20 protein-coding genes and 1 pseudogene are annotated in these 23,721 nt (G+C 35.2%); 9 read left to right on the top strand and 12 right to left on the bottom strand.

Features of this window, described 5'->3' with window-relative positions; all coding sequences use genetic code 11:
• From QZV68_RS08435 to QZV68_RS08420, 4 genes are all read right to left on the bottom strand, one after another.
• Positions 1-1,821 (bottom strand): C1 family peptidase (locus tag QZV68_RS08435; RefSeq protein ID WP_296880498.1); only part of this gene is annotated, 1,821 nt, incomplete at its 3' end.
• A gap of 127 nt (positions 1,822-1,948) precedes the next feature.
• Entirely contained in the window at positions 1,949-2,947 is a 999-nt protein-coding gene (locus QZV68_RS08430; RefSeq protein ID WP_296880496.1) for a hypothetical protein, read from the bottom strand.
• Between the two features lie 9 nt (positions 2,948-2,956).
• Positions 2,957-6,424, bottom strand: a complete 3,468-nt coding sequence (locus QZV68_RS08425) for a C1 family peptidase (protein WP_296880494.1) — start codon at positions 6,422-6,424, stop codon at positions 2,957-2,959.
• A gap of 481 nt (positions 6,425-6,905) precedes the next feature.
• Positions 6,906-9,629 (bottom strand): C1 family peptidase, encoded by a 2,724-nt coding sequence (locus QZV68_RS08420; RefSeq protein ID WP_296880493.1) that lies wholly within the window; start codon positions 9,627-9,629, stop codon positions 6,906-6,908.
• Positions 9,630-10,253: 624 nt separating this feature from the next.
• Here QZV68_RS08420 and QZV68_RS08415 point away from each other — a divergent pair.
• The gene (locus tag QZV68_RS08415) at positions 10,254-10,970 is read left to right on the top strand and encodes a DUF4013 domain-containing protein (RefSeq protein WP_296880491.1); all 717 of its coding nucleotides are present in this window, start codon (positions 10,254-10,256) and stop codon (positions 10,968-10,970) included.
• Positions 10,971-11,148: 178 nt separating this feature from the next.
• Here the strand turns inward: QZV68_RS08415 and QZV68_RS08410 are convergent, their stop codons facing one another.
• The gene (locus tag QZV68_RS08410) at positions 11,149-11,829 is read right to left on the bottom strand and encodes a TIGR00266 family protein (protein ID WP_296880489.1); all 681 of its coding nucleotides are present in this window, start codon (positions 11,827-11,829) and stop codon (positions 11,149-11,151) included.
• A gap of 296 nt (positions 11,830-12,125) precedes the next feature.
• Between QZV68_RS08410 and QZV68_RS08405 the strand changes: the two genes are divergently transcribed.
• The 4 genes from QZV68_RS08405 (at position 12,126) to QZV68_RS08390 (ending at position 15,631) form a co-directional block, all read left to right on the top strand.
• Positions 12,126-12,905 (top strand): hypothetical protein, encoded by a 780-nt coding sequence (locus tag QZV68_RS08405; RefSeq protein ID WP_296880487.1) that lies wholly within the window; start codon positions 12,126-12,128, stop codon positions 12,903-12,905.
• Positions 12,905-13,705 (top strand): hypothetical protein, encoded by an 801-nt coding sequence (locus tag QZV68_RS08400; protein WP_296880485.1) that lies wholly within the window; start codon positions 12,905-12,907, stop codon positions 13,703-13,705. Before QZV68_RS08405 ends, QZV68_RS08400 begins: the two co-directional genes overlap by 1 nt.
• A gap of 137 nt (positions 13,706-13,842) precedes the next feature.
• Positions 13,843-14,325, top strand: coding sequence for a DUF308 domain-containing protein (locus tag QZV68_RS08395; RefSeq protein WP_296880484.1), 483 nt, complete (start codon positions 13,843-13,845; stop codon positions 14,323-14,325).
• A gap of 28 nt (positions 14,326-14,353) precedes the next feature.
• Entirely contained in the window at positions 14,354-15,631 is a 1,278-nt protein-coding gene (locus QZV68_RS08390; RefSeq protein WP_296880500.1) for a nucleotidyltransferase family protein, read from the top strand.
• Here QZV68_RS08390 and QZV68_RS08385 read toward each other — a convergent pair.
• The 6 genes from QZV68_RS08385 to QZV68_RS08360 are packed head-to-tail and all read right to left on the bottom strand — an operon-like array spanning position 15,618 to position 20,373.
• Positions 15,618-16,355 (bottom strand): NAD(P)-binding domain-containing protein, encoded by a 738-nt coding sequence (locus tag QZV68_RS08385; protein ID WP_296880483.1) that lies wholly within the window; start codon positions 16,353-16,355, stop codon positions 15,618-15,620. The genes QZV68_RS08390 and QZV68_RS08385 overlap by 14 nt on opposite strands.
• Before the next feature lie 9 nt (positions 16,356-16,364).
• Positions 16,365-17,225 carry a DUF89 domain-containing protein gene (locus QZV68_RS08380; RefSeq protein ID WP_296880482.1) on the bottom strand — a complete coding sequence of 287 codons (861 nt, stop codon included), beginning with the start codon at positions 17,223-17,225 and terminating at the stop codon, positions 16,365-16,367.
• A gap of 2 nt (positions 17,226-17,227) precedes the next feature.
• Entirely contained in the window at positions 17,228-17,431 is a 204-nt protein-coding gene (locus QZV68_RS08375) for a MoaD/ThiS family protein (RefSeq protein WP_296880481.1), read from the bottom strand.
• Positions 17,432-18,352 carry a TIGR00269 family protein gene (locus tag QZV68_RS08370; RefSeq protein WP_296880480.1) on the bottom strand — a complete coding sequence of 307 codons (921 nt, stop codon included), beginning with the start codon at positions 18,350-18,352 and terminating at the stop codon, positions 17,432-17,434.
• A 10-nt stretch (positions 18,353-18,362) separates the two neighbouring features.
• Positions 18,363-19,517: a VWA domain-containing protein gene (locus QZV68_RS08365; RefSeq protein WP_296880479.1), complete on the bottom strand. Its 1,155-nt coding sequence runs from the start codon at positions 19,515-19,517 to the stop codon at positions 18,363-18,365.
• A gap of 1 nt (position 19,518) precedes the next feature.
• Positions 19,519-20,373 carry a MoxR family ATPase gene (locus QZV68_RS08360; protein ID WP_296880478.1) on the bottom strand — a complete coding sequence of 285 codons (855 nt, stop codon included), beginning with the start codon at positions 20,371-20,373 and terminating at the stop codon, positions 19,519-19,521.
• 127 nt (positions 20,374-20,500) lie between these two features.
• On the opposite strand from QZV68_RS08360, the gene QZV68_RS08355 reads away from it, so the two are divergent.
• Positions 20,501-20,869: a hypothetical protein gene (locus QZV68_RS08355; RefSeq protein ID WP_296880477.1), complete on the top strand. Its 369-nt coding sequence runs from the start codon at positions 20,501-20,503 to the stop codon at positions 20,867-20,869.
• Here QZV68_RS08355 and QZV68_RS08350 read toward each other — a convergent pair.
• A complete protein-coding gene (locus QZV68_RS08350) occupies positions 20,866-22,476 on the bottom strand; it encodes a dihydropteroate synthase-like protein (RefSeq protein ID WP_296880476.1) in 1,611 nt (536 codons plus the stop codon). The genes QZV68_RS08355 and QZV68_RS08350 overlap by 4 nt on opposite strands.
• 273 nt (positions 22,477-22,749) lie before the next feature.
• On the opposite strand from QZV68_RS08350, the gene porC reads away from it, so the two are divergent.
• The 3 genes and pseudogenes from porC to porA all read left to right on the top strand — a co-directional run.
• Positions 22,750-23,271, top strand: a complete 522-nt coding sequence (porC, locus tag QZV68_RS08345; protein WP_296880475.1) for a pyruvate synthase subunit PorC — start codon at positions 22,750-22,752, stop codon at positions 23,269-23,271.
• A 12-nt stretch (positions 23,272-23,283) separates the two neighbouring features.
• Entirely contained in the window at positions 23,284-23,538 is a 255-nt protein-coding gene (gene porD / locus QZV68_RS08340) for a pyruvate synthase subunit PorD (RefSeq protein WP_296880473.1), read from the top strand.
• A pseudogene (gene porA / locus QZV68_RS08335) lies at positions 23,539-23,721 on the top strand (pyruvate ferredoxin oxidoreductase); the annotation flags it as partial.

Genomic DNA, 23,721 nt, shown 5'->3' with positions numbered 1-23,721 from the left:
TTTTCCGTTGATTGTGAATTTGACGCTAACTCCGGAAGCAGCCACTTTACCGTCTTGTGAGACTATTTTGACTGAGAAGTATTTTCCTCCGTCATAGTCCACTTTAATGTTTTTGTTTTGTGTGATCTTGCAGGTGTTAGCATTAAGATTTACGGTTACCTTGTTACTGCAGGCCTGGCCGTTGCATTCGGTTGTCACTTCATAAGTGCCCGGAACATCAGTTATCCTGACTTTGGCGATTCCGTCATCATCGCTGAAAGCGGTTGTTGTTTTGCCGTTGATTGTGAACTTGACAGCGGCACCCACAACTGCGTGGCCATCGCCAGTCACTACATTGACGCTGAAGTAGGACTCCCCTCCGTAGTCAACTGAAATGTCACGATTGTTGATGATTTTGCTTGTGTCATTGACTGTAAAGACCTTCAGGCAGGCAATACATTCATCTTTATACATGTCGTTCCATTTGCCTCCGTAATATAGGAAGGAGAGATTTTCACCATAATGCGTTCTGGAATATTTCAAATTCACAACAGGCACTGCGTTTGAAGTAATGACTGCCTTGAACACATCCCCTTTTTTAACTGAAACATATTCGTTCAGCTTGATGGTATGGAATCCGTAAAATGGGGACACTCCATTCTGGATCAATTTCAACTCTTCGTTTACATATATCTCCACAGTGTAATTTACACCGCTTTGATTGAAGTAGGTTCCCACACCTGCAATCAAATCATCAGCAGCTGCTTCAAACTGATTGGCATAAATCATGGTGCCATTGACTCCATATTGCTCAGTGTAATCTACAAACTGGCCTGACCATGAGAAGTCGTGTTGGTAATTCTTGGTGTAGGCCACATCATTTTCAAGTATTACTGCAGCGGCATGACTGAAAACATTCGAATCTCCTAAAAATGACTTGTCATAATATGAAATGTAAAAGAACCCTTCTTCACCCCAACCGGTTCCCCAGCTGTTCTTGACTATCCATGCCCCATCGCCATCCGGCTTAATGAGGAAATTGTCTGCAGAAAAATCATCATCCCATCCGACTACTGAGATTTCATGGTTTGAAGTTAAGCTTTCATTGACATAATTTGCGAAAGTTTTAGGATTGTAGTATGGCTTATATGGATTCACATGATAACCTGCAACCAATGCACCGTATTTAAGGATTGCCTCTTTCATTTTGGAAGTTCCTGGCTCATCATTAGGAACCAAAATCATGTCCTGAATGTGGATGATATCCGAACTCGGCAGGAACTGTGAAAGCTTTCCGACCTCATCATAAGGGTCAAACCAGTCCACAATATATGAAATGGACATTACATTATTTCCTCCTTCCTCGGCTACTTTAAAGCCATTAGGAGAATATTTCAACATGGTATGAATCAGGTTTGATTCTGAAAGGTTAAGGCTCACCCCATATTTCTTCAACATTGCGGATTCCACTACATTCATCACTGCGAATGTCCAGCAGGCACCCAAATGTCCCTGATGCTTGACTGGAGTTACCCATCCCCAATCTCGCAAATCGAAGCGGGATGGAAGAGTTTCAACGTTTATGGTATTGTCAAGGGATATCCACTCCTGTGCAACGGAATCGATGAATGTCTGATATGAGTAGGTCTGATTGGTGATAACGCTGTCATCGCCGTAATCATTGCCATCCAAATTGACTTCATCACCATCAAAATCAGTGTATATCGCATTGGTGTTGTTGGCGAATGTGCAGTTTGTGATGTCATACTTCGAATCGCAGGCATATACTGCATTTCCAAGATATGCAGAGTTGTTTATGAAACTGGAATTGGTCAGCTCCATGGTGCCTATGTCACAGAATATTGCGCCGCCATAGGCTGTATCATCCTCTGATAGGGATGCCGCATTGGAAGTGAATGTACAATTGTAGATGCTGCTTTCAGTGAATGAAAGATAAACTGCCCCTCCTTCATAGGATGCCCTGCAGTTTTGAATTGTTCATGAACAGTTTACCCCACAATTGAACATATGCTCCGCCAATCATGGCCGATGAATTGACAAAGCTGCAATCAAGAATTGTGACATTGCAATCCTCGACTTCATAATCCATCATTATGGCCCCCGCATTTTTGGAGGATTTGGTGTTGATGAACTTGCAACCCCTCATGTAAAGGTTGCCTTTATTTTTCAAGCCAAACGCTCCTGCAGACATCTCGGCGCTTAAATTGATGAATCTTGAATTGGTTATTACAATATCTTCGCATTTTTCGAAGGATATGGCAGGAGAATAGATGGCGGATATGTTTATGAAGTTAGCCCCATCGATAGTGGCCGAGGACTCCTTTACCCAAATCTGACCGTATTTGTTAGATATGGATGATGTGAAGTTGGTGTTTTTTACATTCAACTCCCCATTCTGGATGAAAATGGCCGAACCCGATTCTGCGTGATTGTCAATGAACCGGGAATCATAGCAGTTGATCTTTCCGCCATAATTTGCTATGGCTCCACCCTTATATATAATATGGTCACTGAGGAATGTCATGTTATTGGCGATGAATGTGACATTTCTCAATGTCACCTCACCGGTGGAGTCTATGATTCCTCCAATTTCGGATTTTCCGTTCTTAAAAATCAGATTGTTAATTGTTACATTGTTTCCGGTTATGTTGAATATTCCTGATTGCCTGTTTCCATCAATTACATGGTTGTTTCCGTTTATTGTAAAATCGCTTTTGCTGATTTCAACATATCCCTTATCGCTTTCGCTGTTGAATGTGTAGTTGTTCTGGACATCAAAGGTGTCGTCTGATGCATTGATGTCAATTTCCAGTTCTGTGAATGTCTTCGGCGAGTCAGCAAGGATTTGCTGGTCTTCAGTGCCGATTGTGTCGTTGGCGTCGCTGGCGTAGGCCGCACCAATGGAGAAGAGCAGCACCAGCAATACTCCCAGTATGATTTTTTTCATTTGTTTCACCTATTTTACCTTGACTGTTGTCTTTATTGTGTCCTTGAGGTAGGTCACCTTGACTGTGTATGTTTTACCTTTTTTGAGTTTTTTGATGACTTTCTTGTCCAATGTCTTTTGTGCAATACCTTTTTTGTTGGTTTTGACCTTGTAGGTCTTGCCGTTGAACTTGAATGTTATTGTTTTTCCTTTTTGAACCTTGCCGTTGATTTTAATAGATGCTCTTAATGTAAATGCCTTAGCGGCCTTTTTGACAGTCACTTTAGTGGTCTTGATGATGTGTCTTACAGTGACGGTGTTTTTAATGGATTTGCCGTTGAAAGTGGTTGTAATCACGTATTTTTTAGGGGCGTCGGTTATCTTAACTTGTGCAATTCCGTACCTGTTGGTTTTGGCAGTCACGGTTCTTCCATTGATTGTGAACTTGACTGTTACACCTACTGCTGCTACTTTGCCGTCAGCTGAAACCACTTTTACGCGGAAGTATTTTCCGCCCAAGTAATCGACAGCAATGTTTTTATTTCCGATTATTTTACATGTTTTTAGGTTCAGTTTCACGGCAACATTGTTTTTATAGGTTTCACCGTTGTAAGAGGTTGTTACTTCGTAAGTTCCTGGAACGTTTGTTATTTTAATTTTAGCTATTCCACCAGCATCAGTTATGGTGGATGTTGTTTTTCCATTGATTGTGATGTTAACGACTGCTCCTTCGCCTACAGCATGACCATCAGCGGTTACGACATGAACGGTGAAGTAGGATCCGTTGCCATAATAAACGCTAATGTTTTTATTGTTGATGATTTTACTGTCATCAGCAACTGTGTATACTTTTAGACATGCAATATAACCTAAGTCATAAGCATCTTGCCAAGGCTGTCCGTCAAAACTGACAAATGAAATGTTTTCAGTATAATGTGTTCTGGTATCAGAAAGACCAATGAATGGAACACCATTTGAGGTAATCACTGCTTTGAAGACATCTCCTTTTTTAACTGGTATGTACTCATTTAATTTGATGGTATGATAACCAAGATATGGAGATAATCCTTCCTGAGTTAGTTTTAACTCATCATTAACAAAAATTTCGACTTTATAGCTGATGCCGCTTTGGTTGAAGATTGTTCCAACTGCTGCAATCAAATCATCATCTAAAGCCTCAAATACATTCATATAACTTGCTGTTGAATTGCCTGTTTTGAACTCTTGACCCCAGAATAGGTCATACTGATAGTTCTTATTATATGGGACTGTATTTTCAATTATTATTGCAGTGGCATATTTAAATATTGCACCATCATACTGCAAGAAAGATTTGTCATAATATGAAACATACAGGAATCCGTTTTCTCCAAAGTCAGTTCCCCAGCTGTTTTTGACAATCCATGCACCGTCACCAGGAGGTTCAATTCCGAAATTCTCTTTTGGATAGTTGTCATCCCATCCGACAACTGAAACAGCATGGTTCGGTGGAATAGTCACATTCACATACTGTGAATGAGTGTCAGGCCTGTAATAAGGAGTCACTTCATCATATGTGGATTGTCCATTGTAATTTACATCTATAGAACCGTATTTCAGGATTGCCCATTTGAGCTGTGTGCCGTTTGGTATTTCGTTGTTAGGTATGAACATAAGATCCTGAACATGGATGTCCTTTTGGGTTGTAATTAATGGTGAAAGCTTTCCTAGCTCATCATATGTATCAGCATCCTGTATAAATGCTCCAAGCCAGCTCAAGAGATAACCTGTGGAAACAATGTTTGCTCCTCCTTCCATAAATTGAGGGCATCCGTAAATTGAATATTTCAGCATAGTATCCTGCATGTTGTTTTCTGAAAGGTCAGTTGCAAGGCCTGTTGCTTTCAATAGTGCTGATTCCAGTGTGCCGGTCATTCCGAATGTCCAGCAGGCACCCATTGATCCCTGATTTCTGATTGGTGAAACCCATCCCCAGTCACGTGAGTCATATCTTGCTGGAAGGGCAGTAACATTGATTGTATTGTTGAGTAATGTTAACTGCAGTCCTTGTCCAACTTGGAATGTTGCATAGAATGTATTGTTGGTTGAGACATTTTTATCATTGTTGAAAGTATTGCTTGTGTCAATATTTGATTCCACATCAAAGAAAGTATAAATCGGGTTTGTATTGTTTTCAAACAGTGAATTTCTAATGTCATATGATGCATCATAAGCATAGATTGCACTTCCGGCACTTGCAGTGTTGTTGATGAATCTGGAGTTGTTTATACTTATTTTAGATATGTCAATGACCATTGCACCACCGTAAGTAGGATATCCTTCAATAATGCTAACACCGTTTGAAGTGAAATTACAGTTATTGACTTCAGCATAATCGACATATGAGATGTAAACTGATCCGCCATTGTAGGTAGCATGACAGTTTGTGAATTCTGTATTGTTTATGATGAGTTTTCCGCCGAATTGGATATAAGCACCGCCAAATCCGGAAGAAGTGTCTCTGAATACTGTATCGAGTATTGTTACATTACCTCGGAAGTTATTATCTCCAGTAATATCTGCAAGAATAGCTCCCGCATTTTTAGCAGAAGTGACGTTGATGAATTCACAATTCCTGATGTATAGTACACCACCACTTTTAACGCCCATCGCACCTGATGAGATGTTTGCAGTCAGATTAATAAATTTGGAATTGAGTATTGTAAGGGCTTTTGATTTTTCCATGTGTATTGCTGGGGTATAGTTTGAAACGATATTTGCAAATGTTGCATTGTCAACATGACCTTCAGCCTCTTTGAAAACAATTTGGCTACGTTTGGAAGGCATGCTTGAAGTGAATTCTGTGTTGTAGATGTTTAATTTGCCCTTTTCAACATATATTGATTGGCCGACATTTCCACGATTATCAGTGAATTTTGAATTGTTAATGTTTAAAACCTCATCAAATAAAAGTGCTACGGCTCCTCCCTGGGTTGCGTAGTTGTTGATGAAAGTGACATTGTTCAGTGTTACTGTTCCTTCTACCCATACTGCTCCACCATTATCCGCATTTCCGTTGATTAAAATTAAGTTGCTTAATGTGACGTTTTTTCCACCAATTGCAAATATTCTTGATTGGTTGTATATTCTTGATTGGTTGTTTCCGTCAATTGTGTGGCCGTTACCGTTAAGGACAAAATTATCCTTCCCAATAACAATTCCGTTGCTGTCATCGGTTTCATTGTTGAATTTGTAGTCATGGGTTAAATCCACAACATCTTTACTATTTATTTCATCAGTCAGGTTGGTGAATGAATCCTCACCTGCTGTGTAGATGTCATTCTGAGTAGTTTTAAGAATATCAGTACTGTCATCAGTTATGATATCCTCCGGAACCGTTTCCACTATTTCATTGCTGTCATTGCCTATTGCATCGTCGGCGATGTTTTCTGCTGCACAGACAGCTCCTACCGACATGATTAAAATAAGCATGACCATCAAAATTTTTAAAGCTTTCATAAATTATCACAATTAAATGTATGTGAAAATTTGATATATAAGTATGCTTATTTAATTTTGAGAGGTTTAAATGAGAATTACTCTGAATTGTTTGAAAGAAAATGAATGAACTAATAAATTGTAAAAAAAAATAAGTGAAAAGTAGATAGGGATTATCTACTTAACTTTAACAGTTGTTTTTATTGTGTCTTTTGCGTATGTTACTCCAATAGAATTCCCAGAGCGTTGGTTTTTGCTTTGTAGTTTTTGCCGTTGAACCTGAATGTTATCCATTTGTTTTTGACCCATTTACCATTGATTTTGAGTCTTGCTTTCAAGGTAACTTTCTTGGCTGTCTTTTTAATGACTGCTTTTGTAGCCTTAAGTACATGTTTTACAGTTACAACGTTTTTGTAGGATTTACCATTGTATTTGGTTATTATTGGGTACTTTTTAGGAATGTCTGTTATTTTTATTTTTGCTATTCCATTTTTATTGGTTGTTATGTCTTTTTGTTGATTGTGAAGGTGACTTTTGCACCTGCACCGACTGCATGGCCGTCAGCAGTTACAACTTTAACTGAAAAGTATTTTCCACCGCCATAATCAACAGCAATATTCTTATTGTTGATTATTTTACTGTCATCAGCAACAGTATATGCCTTTATAACGCAGACCTGACTTTCCAAAGATGCATCCTTCCATTCACCATCTTGTAAGTAGAATGATGTGTTTGCAGGATAATGTAATCTTGATTGGACATGCACTGGACCATTGTTTGATTTGATTTTAACAGTAAAGATATCTCCTTTTTTAACCGGAACAAATGTGTCCAGTTGGATGGTATGGAATCCATAATATGGGGAAATACCGCTTTGTGTGTGTCTTAAAACATCATTGACATAGATTTCGACCGTGTATTCTGCACCACTTTGATTGAAGTATGTTCCAACACCTGCAATCAAATCATCATCAAATGCTTCATAGATGTTCTTGTATTCGTTTGAAACGTCTAAAAAGCCTAATGCGCCCATAACATTTACTTGGTAATTTTTATTATATGGGACAGTGTTGTTGAGTATAAATGCATATGATTCCATCGCAGTTGCAAATGTGGTATCATAATAGGAAATATAGTAATATCCATTGTCTCCAACGGTTTCTCCCCAACTGTTTTTGATAATCCATGCACCGTCACTAGGCGGTGTGATATAGAAGTTTTCTTTAGGATAGTTGTCATCCCATCCGATAAGTGCAACTCCATGGTTTGGACCAATATTATCTGGAACATATTGTGAAGATCCATTGACATACGGAAGGACATTTGTACCGTAATAAGCAATTCCTACTGCACCATATTTTAAAATAGCCTCTTTTAACAGGTCATTGTCTGTTGAATTTTTACGTGGAGGTATGATGATTAGGTCTTGGATATGAATGGCTGAAGTTGGTGCGATTATTGGTGAAACTTTTCCAAGTTGGTCATATACATCATAATCGGATGCAAATACACCAAACCAACCCAATGCATAACCACTACCGACAACTATGGCTCCGGCTTCAGTCATGCCGTTTAAACCGTATCTGGAGTATTGTAGTCCCATATCCTGTATGTTGTTTTCTGAAAGACTCATTGGAATTCCTAAATATCTTAATATTGAAGATTCTAGTGCACCTGCAGTTGCAAACGCCCAACATGACAGCATATTTCCCTGGCTTTTGACGGGGGTAACCCAACCCCATTCACGTAAATCAAATTTAGAAGGGAGTGTGGCAACATCAATTGTATTATTTATTAATTCTATTTGCACTCCAGGAATGTCAACGATTGTTTCATAGAGTTCATTGTTCAAACTTGTAGAATTATCTCTACTGTAAGTGTTATTATTTAAGGTGTAGAATGTCTTTTCAAATGCAGTATAAATATCCATATAAGTGCCATTTAGATCAGAATTATTGTCAAATACATTGCTTTCAATATCATAATCAGAATCATACAAGTATATTGCTGAACCTGATTGCGCAAAGTTGTTGATTAACTTTGAATTATATAAATTTAATTCACAGGCATCACCATAAATTGCACCACCGTAAGAATCACGTCCGACTACAGATCCAAATCCACCATTTTCATCGAATATTGAATTTGAAATAGTCATGATTGAATAAGATGTATATATTGCACCACCATCGAATAATACAACATTATTTGTAAAATTACAATCTTCTATGGTAATATTACCCCCTAATGCCATTATGGCTCCACCAAATCCAGAATTACAATCTGTAAAAGTGGAATTGATAATTGATACAGGTTTAAACCCAGTATCCTCATAGGTATCAATAAATAATGCTCCTCCATTTTTTGAAGAGGAAACATTTACAAATGTACAATTTTCAATCACTGCATTTTCCCGTATTCCTTTTATTGCAACAGCACCTGCAGTAAAGTTGGCATATAAGTTGATGAATTTTGAATTCTTGATAATTGTTGATTTGTCTGACATTATTGCAGTAGAATACTGGGATCTTGTATTTGCAAATACGGAGTTTAGAACAGCGATGGTAGCACCAAGCCTACCATAGACAAATCCCCATACCAATTCTTTAGAACTGCTCATGAATACGTTATTGAAAGTTGCAGTGGAATTGGCTATATAGACTACTCCAAAGCTAGCAGTAGTTGAATCCGTGATTTTACCGTAGTTATTAGTATAGCTTGGACCATCTTCTGCACAAACTACACCCCGAGTGGCTACACACTTATCAATGTTTACATAATTTGTTGTTAGTGAACCTGATGGAATAATGAATGCACTACCCGCCTGAGAGTTTGCATTGATTATTGTAAGGTTATTAACGGTTACATTAGTTCCTAAAATAACAAAAGCCCTTGACTGATTATCTGCGTCAATTATATGTCCTTTACCGTCAAGAACGAAATTGTCATTTCTAATAACGACTCCCTTCTCATTATCAGAGGAACTGTTGAATTTATAGTTAGTATTCAATTCCAAATAGTTTCCTGTCGCATTTGTTATCTCTTCATTTAATTGAGAAAATGACCGTGGTGAATCGCCCACAGCAACGACATCTTCTTGTGTACTCTCCAAAATATCCTGACTGTCATCACCCACAATATCATCAGTAATGTTTTCTGCTGCACAGACAACACCTACCGACATGATTAAAACAAGCATGACAATCATAATTTTTAAAACTTTCATAATCATCACTATGAATAAATTTATGAAAAATAGTTATTTAAATCTTTATATTATGGTTTGATTTAAAAAAAGATATTCAAACTTTAACCATTACAAAATACAATTCATTAACAAAAAGTAATAAATTACATATAATATTCATTATAATCATAATCCGGTTTTTGTGAAAAAAAATGAATGTAAAATTAAACAGTCTGATGCAGTTATTGATTCTATTTATTTTAGTAACCATTCTGCTAACAGTAGCTCAGTCAATGAAACCTCATCATAATACCAATATATTCAGATTTTACTCTTGAAAACCATTCCTGAAAAGAAATGGCATACTTATATTTGACTATAAGGAGGAGATTAAACATTAAAATGCAAAATCATAATTTTTTGAAATTAACTTCAATGAATGTCAAAATAATAAGAACAGAGTCTTCTCATTCCCCTTTATAACATGACCCCCATAGCAAATTCTTAAAAAAATTCAGACTTACTTATACAACAAACAAATATTTTCATTTTAATCTCAAAACAAAACAAAATTTTACCATAACATTTATATTAACTTATAAATAAAAATAGTATTACTCAAATGAGTTTCAATTTTAAAAATTAAAAAAAAAGGTGATAAACATGGGTGTAGGAGATATAATAGGAGATGCAATAGCATATCCATTTAAAAATATTAAAGCACTACTTTTATACATAGTTTTAGGCATAATCGCTGGAATTATCGGAGGAGTAGCTATAGTAACACTTGCAGCTTCATTCTCTACAAAAGGTTTTGCAGGATTTGCTTTTAGCGGATTGAGTATTGTTGGAATTATTGTTTTTATTCTTGTACTGTTCCTAATTGAGGGATATGGTTTAGACATTATAAAATATGGTATTGAAAGAAGAGCTGAAGGTCCTGGAATAGACCTTGGAAGACAAATCTCAAATGCAGTTAAATTAATTATTGTTAGCATTGTATATTACGTTATTCCTGCAATTATTATTTTCATTTTAGGTCTTTTCCTTAGAGATTGGATACTTACCATAATCAGCATAATCTTAGTCATAGTATTTGCTTTGGCCAACTTTATGGCTAAATGTAGATTAGCAAAAACCGACAGTTTAGGTGATGCTTTAGCTATTGGAGAAGCTATTGGAGATATTTCCAGAGTAGGATTTGGAAAAATCATTGCAACTGTTATTGTTATTTTCATTATCTTATTAATAATTGCAGTTATCATTGCATTTATTACTAATATGAATAATACCATTGGTAGTATTTTATTAGGTATTTTTTCAGTTTACTTTGTATTCTTCTACAATAGAGCTATTGGTTTATTATACTCAGAAGCATAATCAAACCAATCTTTTTTTTCTTTTTTTCTTTTTTATCGAAAAATGTTTATCTAAATTTTTTTAATGAAAAACCCATTAAGTTTTTAAGCGATACAAAAATTAACTCAAATTTAGGAGTCTGATTTTAAAAAAAAAGATTAAAAAAAAGTTTATTTTAAAAATAAACTCTTTTCAATTATTATTCCCTAGGTTCAGGTAAGAAAGGAATTAATGATTCGGCCAATTTGGATATAGGCATTGTTTGAATCCATACTTTGCCAGGCCCGGTTAATTTTGAGAAGAACAATCCTTCACCAAATAATACGTTTTTAGCTCCCTTAACTCTTTCAATGTCAAAGTCAACGCTTTCTTCCATTGCTGCAATATGGCCGGGGTCAACTAATAATTTTTCTCCCGGTGCCAAGTCTTTTTCAATGACTTCCCCATCAATTTCTAAAAATACCATACCGTTTCCAGTGAATTTTTGAAGGATAAAACCTTCACCACCAAATATTCCAGATCCAAGCTTATCTCTAAAGTGAATGTCAACATCGACACTTTCTTCAGCTGCTAAAAAGGCATTTTTCTGACCGATGATTGTATTTGATCCATCCAATTTTATAGGCATGATTTTTCCAGGAGTGCATGCTGAAAATCCAATTTGCTCCCCGTCTGATTCTGCAGTAAAGAAATTTAAAAATAGAGTATCTCCAGACAATGCTCTTCCAAGTCCTTTCAATAAGCCTCCACCAGTATTGGTCTCCATATTCATGCCTGATGTCATGAATGCCATTGCACCTGTTTCATTTTTCATTACTTCTCCCTTTTGTAAAGTACATATTACAATAGGAAAAGAACCGCCTTTTATTTCATATTCCATTTTAAACCACCTAAAATATTTATTGCCAATAACCATTCAATAATGAAACATGGTTATTGCCTTCCTACACAAACAACATTTTTTCAATTACATCGTCAGCTATGTTAAATGCTGAAAAAGTAAAATTAAATCATTTGAAATGTTGCAGTTTCGGTCATCTTCTTAAATATTTTTAATATAACATCTTTATTAAAGACATATAATATTTATCTTAATGGTTATTAAATACTTATTTAATTTTTCAATTCCTAAAATATTAATAATGATTAGCGATATAAAAGTTAATTGGTGAACCTATGGAAATATTTGCTCGCACTTTGTTTCAATTATCCGTGGTAATTATTATCTTTCTAGTTTTAACCATTTTAGGCAAAGTCGTATATCATAAATTAAAAAATAAGTATGGAAACACCCTAAATATCAATAAATTATTGCCTGAAGATGAAGTTCATACTTTAATACAGGTTTTTTATTTGATTTTAATGGCATTATGTGTTGTGAATATTTTCTATTCACTTGTGGGGTCACAAAGTGACATATATTATTTTGCAATATTTGACATTGCACTTTCACTATATTTTGCAATCACATTAGATATGAGTTCTTGGAAAAATAGAGTTGTCTGGTTGTTATTGATTCCATATGGATCGTTAGTTTATCCATTATTTGGCCTTAGTTTAGTAATTTTTGCAGATTTTCTTCATGCTTTCATCTTTATATATATCGCAAAACTCAATCTCGATAAATTTGTAGAATATACTAATTCAAACGCTTTGGGATTAACTATAATATTGTTATTTGCAGTAATTTTCGCAGGTTTTTTCATAACACAGTATGCTGAAGGTGCTAATGCATTGGATTCCCTTGTAATTGTTTCCAATCAATTTACAGGTAATGGATATTCTGCTTTTGGTAATACTGTTTCTGGTAAACTCAACAGTCTATTGCTTGTTTGGGGAGGATATATTCTTTCCGGAGTAGGTGCTGCAACATTAACGGCCGCACTTTTAATTAGGCATTTCAAAAAGGAATTTGAAGAATTGAAAAAATTGATTGAAGAAGGAGAGGAAGGATAATGGGCTTTGAATGGATATTTATTTCTATTTTCCAAATATTGGTTGCAATGGGAATTTTCGCTGCTTTAGCATATATTGCCAAATATATTGTTACTAAAGGCAGATTAATGGCTCGTTTTAAAAAGTCAAAGCTTTCAAATCCTCAAGAATATTTTCCTTCTGAAGAAGTATTCTTATTAAAGCAGGTTTTTTATTTGATGGTGATATTGGTCATTATCATGATTTGCTTATATCTGACCTTTGATTGGGACGAAGGTTTTTATTTTGTATATCTTTTAGATATTGTTATTTCCCTATATCTTGCTCTTAAAATGGACAAAGATTCTCCAAAAGATAAAGTGTTATTATTCCTATTAATTCCGTTCGGTTCCATAACTGGAATACTGTTTGGAGATAGCATTGTTGGTTTATTGGATTTAACCCATATTATTGGATATTTGTATTTCATTAAAGTTTACTTCCGCAAATTTGTTGAATATACTGAAAATAACGGATTGGGAATAACCATAATATTGTTATTTTCAATAATACTGATTAGTTTTTTATTCACCATCGTTGTTGAAAACGTTTCTCCTATGGACTCCATAACCATGGTGTCCAATGCATTCACAAGCAACAGCTTTGATGCTTCAGGAAAAAACATAATAGGTAAAATTAATTCGTTGATATTGGCTTGGAGCGGTTTCATATTATCAGGCGTAGGTACGGCCACTTTGGCTGTTTCAATAGTAAATGAATATGTTAATCGACAATTTGCTGAAATAAAAGATTTAGTTAAAAAGAAAAAAGAAGAAAAGTAATATCTATTATGCTATTGGAATTCGTCTTCACACCTAAAATAATAAACAGTAAAAGAGAAATTCAATCTTTTATAAAATGATAGAAACAAAGATATATTAATATAATTAAATATCAAATACGTTATTAGGAGGAAAAAATGAAATCTAAATTTATTAGTTTACTTGCTATTCTTTTTGGATTAATAATCATCATATTCCCCGTAATGGGATTTATTGGAGTTACTCCTTTAATTAGTTTATCCATATTACTAATATCAATTTATTTGCTTGTTGTTGGAGTAAGCATAATTGATTACAATAAAAGCGGAGCAATATTAGACCTGTTTTTAGGTACGGTACTGTTGATTTTAAGTATCTTTTTAATATACAATCCGTCAACATTTGGGGTTTTCGCTGAAATAACAATATATCTTGCAGGAATACTGTTAATAATTGTCGGACTTGTTTCATTAGTCAACAATCGCAGCTCCAGATTTGGATTTTATATTGGAATAGCAGGAGTAGTTCTCGGTTTATTATACATTATTATAGGAACATACGTTACAAATCCTATTATTCTAGGCTCATTAATCGGACTGTGGCTGGTGATTAGTGGTGTCTTAAAATTAATGGATGGCTAAAAGCTATCCGATTTATTTCTTTTTTTTGGTGTTTATATTGATTGGAATTAGTGCAGATTTTGACCCAGTACATAAGGGTCATGAAAAATTAATCAAAGAAGCTCGCAAAATTGCAGAAAAGGAAGATAAAAAAGTAGTCGTTTACCTGAATAAGGGTTTCAGTGCAAATCACGCTCCATTTTTTGTTGACTTTGAAGCAAGGCGTGAAATGGCATTAGCTTCGGGAGCCGATGAAGTCCGGTCATTTGAAGGCCTGCACCACAGATTAATTTTATCATATAGCGTGCCAATACGACTTAAACAAATGATTGATGATGGCGTGACTGATTACATCACTTCAGCAAGCATCAGCCTTGATGAAATAAAGTCAAAGGCACAAAAATTTATTGATGAAGGAAATTTTGTTGGAATGCCGAAGCATTACACCAACAGAAATGAAATCAGATGGTATGCCCTGAATGAATTTTTAGGTTCCAAATTAAAATTCCATGTTGTTCAGGAATTGAATAAATCAGAATTCTCCGGAAGATTAATAAGACAGTCAATAATTGATAATGCCATGACAATACCATCAAACGTTTATAAATTGCTTCCAAAGACCACTTCAGAAATTCTTGAAAGAGAAATCGCATTGGGAAATATACCCGGTGAGCGAAATTGGGATGACATCTACAAAAGAATGAATACCTACTCCCGAGGAAATCTCGAAAAAATAGCTTACCTTAACGGAAAAACCATTAACGAAATTATAAAAAGAAGAGTTTATAGAGATCCCGAATCAATTTGGGCTGCCTTTAGAAGGTCTGATTACGGGCCAGTAATGACCCGACTGGCAATCAGCTCCATCGAAATGAATGTGACAAAACGGGAAGTGATGGAACTGATGAAAAGCTATGAAGCTGAAGGAGTAATCCCAGATAACCAGAAAGTTCAAAGAGTTATTGACAGAGCATGGTATGTTGCAAGCAGAGGAGATGAAGGCATTTCTGCAAGACAAGCCAATGAAGAATTCAGAAGTAAAAGAATTGAAGTTGATGCTCCATTGATGCTGGAAGCCGGACTGAATCTGACTAAATTCGAAACAAAGATTACCAAAGAAGGAATCAATACTGACTTGTATGTTGATAAAAAAGGAAAAATATCTGTTCAGTTCAAAAGTGAAGGCAAAAAGATTAAAACAAATTTAAGACTGCCTGCGCGGGAAGTAACCTATTTAAGATATGTGATGGACTCTCATTTCATTCCAGTTACTGGAATAATAAAACAGTCAAAAAAAGGATTTAAAGTTGCAGTTACAGTTGGCTGAATTTTTCCAAAGCCGCCCTGACCATTATCAAATCGTTTTTGTCAAAGCAATCAATAATTTCATTCAGCTCTTCGCTTTTTCTTTTTGAGCTTTTCAATGTATTTTCAATTCTGGAAATTGACCTTTCTTTAAAATCATCACCCTCAGTTAAGGAGATTACCTCAAAAAATTCATTTTCCAATTCATAATTTTGGGCTATCTGATAACTTTCGATTAAAAGCGCCGTGAGGGTTTTCGTATAGCTGCTTCGAAGCAACTTTAAAATAGATGCATCCCCTATTCTGTCGCTTAAAACTTTAACATTAATAAATTCATTTAAAAACAAGAGTTCATCTGCATTTTTACCGGAAATGTAGATTGTAGGATTCTTTGAATCTATTTTGCCAATGATTGAACCATCAATCAAATTGGATACATGATTATCTATTTCAAAGGTGGTCTGTGGAGAAATGTTATTCAAATCCAAGTATATTCCATTTGAATATTTTCCGTATTGTTTGGCTACTTCAACGGATTTTGAAGGAGAAGTGGCTGAAACTAAAATATCAGCGCGAATTGCCACATCCTTAAATGTGGGAAAGATATCAATGCCTGATTTTGCGATTGCATCAATCGTATATCGTGACCTTTTTTCTGCGGATGTGACAAATTGAATATCTTCGGATCTGATTAATTTAAAAAGATTTTGACATACTTTTCCAAATCCAATTAAACCTATTATCATAAGACCACTTTATTTATTTAAAAGAAGCATGTCTCTTAAGTTAACACCAATGTCATTGGCAATGGTATTGCATTTAGCACATAGCAAAAAGTAAATATCCTTATCTGACAAATCAATTTCAGTTAAACCTTCATAATTACCCATTCCTTTGGAAATTATGAATTCATGAGAGTTGAATATTTCCCGAAACTCATCTGAAATTTCACTGTCAACATATCCTACCGTTCCGGCACCTATTTCAACAATTTCACCTAATTCATCAAGACCCGCTTCAAGAGCCTCTTTCATGCAGGCATCATTCAAAATTGGTTCAGATTTAACAGCAATCACAATATCGACACCATATTCTTTGATTTTGTTCATCAGAAGTTTATCAAAGACTATCTCACCAGTATTGTCTACAAGATATAAGACACGATCATGCTTTTTAAGTGAGTTTTCAAACTCATTGATGTGTTTAACCGCCAAATCATCATTAAGAGAGTCTTTAATTATTGCATCGATATCATCATCCAATGTGAAGGCTCCAAAGTCCAATATGTTTCCAATGATGGCTATCTTTACATAATTTTCCAGACTGTCATTTTCGTCAAGTATCTCTTTTACGACAGGCAGATACTTCATGGCTATTTCATTGCTTTCTATTTTTTCCTTGAAGTACGGATCTTCACAGCCAGTTTTGCTTTTAATAATATTATGCATTATCGAACCGGTTTTATTTGAATTGGTGTCCTTGGAAAAGTTGTCTGCCAAAAAATCAAAAATATCATTCATTATTTCGATTTTAAGCATATCATCATCACAGGACAAATCCATAGCTTCACGGGCTTGCCTTAAAAAGCAAGGCCCACATTCATAACTTATCTTCAAAATTAACCCCCATAGATAATTTGAACCAGTTGAATTTCATCATCATCATTAATTACAGTATCTTCAATAACCAGTTCTCCGTTTTGTTTAGACACTATAGTCTGTGCAGATAATTCTAACTCGTTTAAAACATCTTTTATTGTATAATTTTCGTGAGGAATTTCCTTTTCTTCTTCTAGACTTTTATATTTTAGTACGAATGACATTTAATCACAACCTAATTCTTTTAAAAATGAACATGCTTTGCATAATTTGTTTGCTGAAGGTTCACCACATCTTTCACATCTTCCATGCGAATAGTCTTTTGTGAGTTCCTTTTTCAATATCCCCTTGATTTTATCGTATCCCCTTAATGTAGAATATTTGAGTGTAGGGTGCTTTTCTGCCAATTGATTGATAACTTCTGAAACTTCGCCCCTGAATGACTGCATCGCGTAGGGACAGCTGTCAAAATGAACTTCCAATTCTTTGGCAACAACATACAAACCGATTTCACGTTCAGGAATTTCTCGAAGAGGTTTTATTTTAACAGTGAATTCTTTTGCTTTGGATTCAGTTTTGGCACCTAATTTTGTTAAATTATCAGTATTTCCTTCAAGATAATTCATCATGATTGCCTGAACTTCATCATCCAGATTGTGGCCTGTGGCAATTTTAGTAGCTCCCATTTCACGGGCTGCCTTATTGATGATTGTTCTTCTGAAAACTCCGCAGTATGTGCAGGATCCCTTATGGTTTTCCCTCTGCATTATTTCATCCAAAGTAATCCCGTATTCATCCTTTAGTGAAACTACCTTATGCTCAATTCCAAGCCTTTCGGCATGCCGTATTGCAATGTCAACACCTTCCTGGCGATAATTGTCAATACCTTCATCCACTGTTACGGCACAAATATCTATTACATTCATCCTGCGAAAGCTATTAAGAATTTCCAATGTGGTTACACTATCCTTTCCACCTGAAAGGGCGACCAGAACCTTATCTCCTTTATCCAATAGCTTTTCTTTTCTAACGGTTTTGATAACTTTCTTTTCAATTGATTCTATAAAGCAATCCTTGCAAAGGAGCTGGCCTGATTGTTCTCTTTTAAATATAACCTTTGGATTGCCGCATTTACTACATTTCATTTTATACTTCCTACATCTGCTCTACAAAATGAGCCAATTGGTTTAAAGTGTTTACCTCGAAAACTTGCGCCCCAGCATCTTCATACAATGAAACGCAACTGTCCACCACATCCCATTTATTCCTGTCTTCAGGATTCAATATTATTACCTTTTTGGAATCCCTTACGATTTCTTCAAGAACTTCCGCACTTGCAGGTTTTCCATTTACTTTTGGACCGGACCAGTCTCTGCAGTCTGACAGGATAATTACATAGGACTTGTTATTGATTTTAGCCTTTTCCTGAAACTGTTTGAATGCTGAATACATGTCTGAAGTTCCATGAACCATCATGTTCTTGACGCGCATATCCTTAACTTTAATGAATGAATCCAACAGGTACTCCTCCTTCAGAGCATGGGTGGTTTCTATTACCTTATTGTCAAATTCAAATGTCCTTGATTTCTTGAAGGCAGTCTGTGCAGAAAACATCAGCATGAAAAACCAGCTGCTGATCCATTCGCATGACCCGCTGATGTCATTGAGGAAGAGATGCTCATTTTTATGAGGCCTAGGCTTTGCCTGTACAAGCTCAAACGGAACTCCACCGTATTTCAAATTCGCCCTTATGGTACGTCGTATATCTATTTTGTGAGAGTTCGTTTGAACTTTCCTTCTTGAACGTTTGTTTGCAATTCTCTTACCCAATCTCTGGCAAATTTCAAGCATGCGGGGATCAAATCTGTTGAGCTTAGTCAAGTCCTTGTTCATTAACTCCCCATCACGCTCCAGCTCTTTAACTTCCTGAAGAAGAGGCTGACCGGACAACATTTTAAGCTTTTCATTGTCCATTTTTTCCTTGTTTAATTTTGCATATGCATCATTATTCTTTTTAATGATATATTTGTTGGACTTGGGACCTGATCCTCTATATGCAGTTCCACGCTTGTCTTCTTTTAAATTTTCTTTTTTATCCTCTTTTTTGAAGATTTCATCAAAGACCTTGTTGAATTTTGGAATGTCATATTTGTCCTTAACATAAACTGCCATCAGAGCTCTCTTTAATAATAACCGGTCATCATCTCCGAAATCCTGATAAATCCGGACAGCAGCTTGAGTGCTTCTGATACTTACAGGCAATCCCTGATTTCTGAGTTGATTAGATAAGTTTGCAATTTTATTAATCATTTTATCGTTTGTCTAAAACGTCTTTTACAACTCTTTTTTTATCGCTTTCATTTTTAATGGCTACACCAATACTGTCTTTTAAAGATTTGTCCATGTTTTTTGTACCTAAATTGGAGACGGACTTTACCCAGTCTACAGTACCCCTTACAGAAGGTTTCTTCATCAAATTGAGATTACGTATATTGTGGACTAACTTCACGACAGTCGATACCACTTCATCATCCGCATCAGGTATTTTGGATTTGACAATTTCAATTTCCCTTTCGACAGTAGGGTATGGAATATATAAGAATAGACATCTGTCTTTAGTTTCATCAAGCAATGATCTTTGGGAGTTTGATGTCAATACAACAATCAAATCATTTTCCAATTGGAATGTTCCCAAATCGTTGATAGTAATTTCCTGTTCACCCAACGCCTGAAGCAAAAAGCTTTCCACTTCTTCATCAGCCTTATCGATTTCATCTATCAACAATACTGAATCCCTTTTATTCAAAAATGCATTAAGTAAAGGCCTTCTTATGAAAAATTCTTCATCAAAAATTTTATCTTCACCATTTGAATCATTTTTAGCGGCTTCCAAGTGTAATAACTGCTTTTGATAATTCCATTCACCAACAATTTGTTCAAATGTAATTCCTTCATAACACTGTATCCTAAAAAAATCCCTATCAAATGTCTTGGCGATTACTTTAGCAAGTTCTGTCTTGCCCACCCCAGGAGGACCTTCAATAAGCATTGGTTTTTGAAGAAACAATGCCAAATAGAGTGTTGTTGAAATTTCATCATTAGAAACATATTCTTCGTCTAAAAGACTCTTGTCAATATCCTTTATAGTAATATTTTCAACTTGCAATGTGAAACCTTCATTGAATTTTAATTATAAATAAGGTTTAATTATAAGATAATATAAACTTTATGTAACTATTTTATAAAATATGAAATATTAAATAGTATATAGACAACATAAATGGAGGTTAAGTATGGAACGTGAAAATATAATTATTGTTGCATTAGTCGTACTCATAATTATTGTTGCTGGCGCGGGAATACTTGTTACAGGGTCAGGCATACACCTTAACAAAGACCCTCAGGTTAACACTACAAACATCACCCACAAAAATGTAACAAAAAATATAACTGCCAACACAACAACTGAATCTTCAGATTCATCAGGCTCATCAGATTCACCGAGTTCCAGCCGTGATGTTGGAATGACTGCTCCAAGTGATGAACCAAGCAGCGATTCACAAGATACTGGCGTGGCACAATCCGATTCAAGTGACACAGGCGATGCTGCACCTCAAGCAGGACAATCTGAAGGAACCTATGATCCAACAGACTTTGACTAAACTTGTTTTTTTAACTCATCAGGATTTTTGAACAATTCAAAATCCTGAACATAATCTTTTCCGGTAATCATTGCTATTTCTGCTTTTTTTAGTTCGGAACCCAAATAAGCTGCATGCTCCATTCGAGTAACCAGTTCCTTTGTAATAATTTCTTCATATATTTCTTTTGCAGTATTGCCTATAATCACCATATCTGCCTTGTTCTTTTTAAAATGAGTTGCTATAATACGACTTTCACTTACAGTTGTCCCATAATCTACAGTGATTTTAAAACTTCCCGCCTTGTCTCTTACGAATTTTAACGGTTCGGACTGTTTGACTTCAGGGATTTCATCAAGTTCATTTACAATAATGTCATTTCGCTTATGCTTATCCTTAAATACGACCATATTGATTCCAAGGTCTTTAGGAATTGATTTTCTATTTTTTGCAAGAAACATCATTTTGGATGCTGTAGCAAGTTCATAAACACTTCCTCTTGTTTTTCCACTTTCCTCAGGAGTAAAAAGAATGCTTGCACCCAATTCCATACCAATTCCTGCAAGAAGTACATTAACACCACCAGAATCAGCATCCATCAATTCGGTTACATTGCCCACTCCAAAAAACATTGGCGCAGGATTGACCTTGTGAAACTCATGGCAGGCAATAATGGATTCCACAATGCTTGAACTGTTGACGGGATCCAAAATCAAATCTGCAACATATTTCAGGCCTTCAGTATCTTTAATTAACTGATGCATCGATTCAACCCGTTCAGCTGGAGATTTCGGTGATTTGCCCTGTGAAAAATTGGTAGGAAGTAAAACTGCAGGAATGCCTTTTTCAATTAGCAAATCCTTAATTTCAGCATTGTTTCCCAAATCCAGACTTAATACAAAATCAATACCGTGTTCAGCTGCCGCTTTAATTTCTTTAGGATTCAATGTATCTATACTCAACGGCCTGTCTCCCACAATCGGACGCAATGTATCTATCAACTCGGGAATCTTATCAGAGAAGTCTTCACCGGCAGCCATTCCAATATCAATCATGTCAGCACCGGAATCAACAAAGTACTGGCACTTGTTAATCAAGGCTTCCTTTGATAAAAATGGCGCATTTGCAATTTCAGATAAAACCCTCATTGGGAAATCTTCACCAACAGGCAAATTTCTAATAAGTATATTATTCGGCTTTTCAAGAAGTCTTTTAATGTTTTCTTGATCATTTTCAAATTCTTCAATGAATTTGAATGCTTCACGTCTTTTTTCTTCTTCAATGAGTTTATCTGCAGGCTTGTCTTCAGATAAATCTATGCTTCCAACCAGATTCAAAACCATTGCAAGGTCCGCTCCATCAGTAGACCCCTTGAATGTTGGAATTCCAAGTTCCTTGGTAATCTCTTTTGTGCCCTTCTTAATTAAACCAGGAACTAAAATCATATCTATTTCGTCCAATTTATCTGAAAAACATTTTTTTACCTCATTTATTATCATGTTAGGAGTTAAAAATGCTGCAACTTGAGTATTATCAACTATGTGAACAATAATTTCCTCTTTTGAATCTGAAACCACATCCTTTATTAAAGGATATGCCAGTTCCCCCGTAACTATTAAAACTTTCATATTATTGCCGGCTTCAATTTTTATTATATAATATATATTATGTATAATATATTAAATTTTCTTAAAAATTACTATTATATATAAAAAACATGTTGAAATTGTATAGAAAATAATTGAAAATATTAAAAGTATTGTTAAAAAAATAAACTAAAAACAAATGATTAAAACAAAAAACATTAAACAAATATATTCAAAAATTAAATTTTAACATAAAATTTATATATTTTGGAATTTATAATGATTATACATGATAAATAATATGGAGGAGAATTAATGATTGAAATTCGTTTTCATGGTAGAGGCGGACAAGGTTCTGTAACTGCTGCTGAAATTTTAGCAAAGGCAGCATTTAAAGACGGAAAATATGTTCAAGCTTTCCCATTCTTTGGAGTTGAACGTAGAGGAGCTCCAGTTATGGCTTTCACAAGAATTGATGACGAGCCAATAAAAATGAGATACCAAGTCTATAACCCTGACTACGTACTGGTTTTAGATGAAGGATTGTTAAATGTAGTGGATGTATTTTCAGGAATTAAGGACAACACTGAAGTAATTATCAACACCAAAACCTTTGAAGGTAGTGGAGAACACACTGTCCACAAAATCGATGCAACAGGCATTGCTCTTGAGATGTTAGGGCGTAATATTGTAAACACAATCATCTTAGGATACTTTGCTAAAAAAACCGGAGTTGTAAGTATCGATTCACTTCTTGAAGTTATTAAAGAAACCTTCCCTGGAAAAATTGGAGAATTAAATGCGGAAGCAACTAAAAAAGCTTACGACATGGGATAATTAGGTGAAATTATGGTAAATATAGGATGTGTAATAACAACACCAGGAAACACAAAAAATAATAAAACCGGAAGCTGGAGAACTTTCAAACCAGTTTTAGATAAAGAATCATGTATTGATTGTGACAACTGTATTTTATTCTGTCCAGATTCCTGTGTAAACAAACAACATGATATTGATTACGATTACTGTAAAGGATGTGGAATTTGCGCATACGAATGTCCTTCAGATTCAATCGAAATGATTAAAGAAGAAGAGAGTGATTAGATGGTAAAAGAAGTAATGACCTCAAATAAAGCAGTCGCAGAAGCTGTTAGATTAGCTAAACCACAAGTTATTCCCGTTTATCCAATTACTCCACAAACTACAATTTCAGAATACTTAGCTCAATATGTTGCTGATGAAAAAATTGATGCTAAATATGTCAAAGTAGAATCAGAACACAGTGCT

Origin of the sequence: uncultured Methanobrevibacter sp. (assembly GCF_902801725.1) — an archaeon.
Classification (GTDB): domain Archaea; phylum Methanobacteriota; class Methanobacteria; order Methanobacteriales; family Methanobacteriaceae; genus Methanocatella.
Note: the sequence above shows the minus strand (reverse complement) of the source record. Positions and strands in the feature narration are given on the sequence as shown.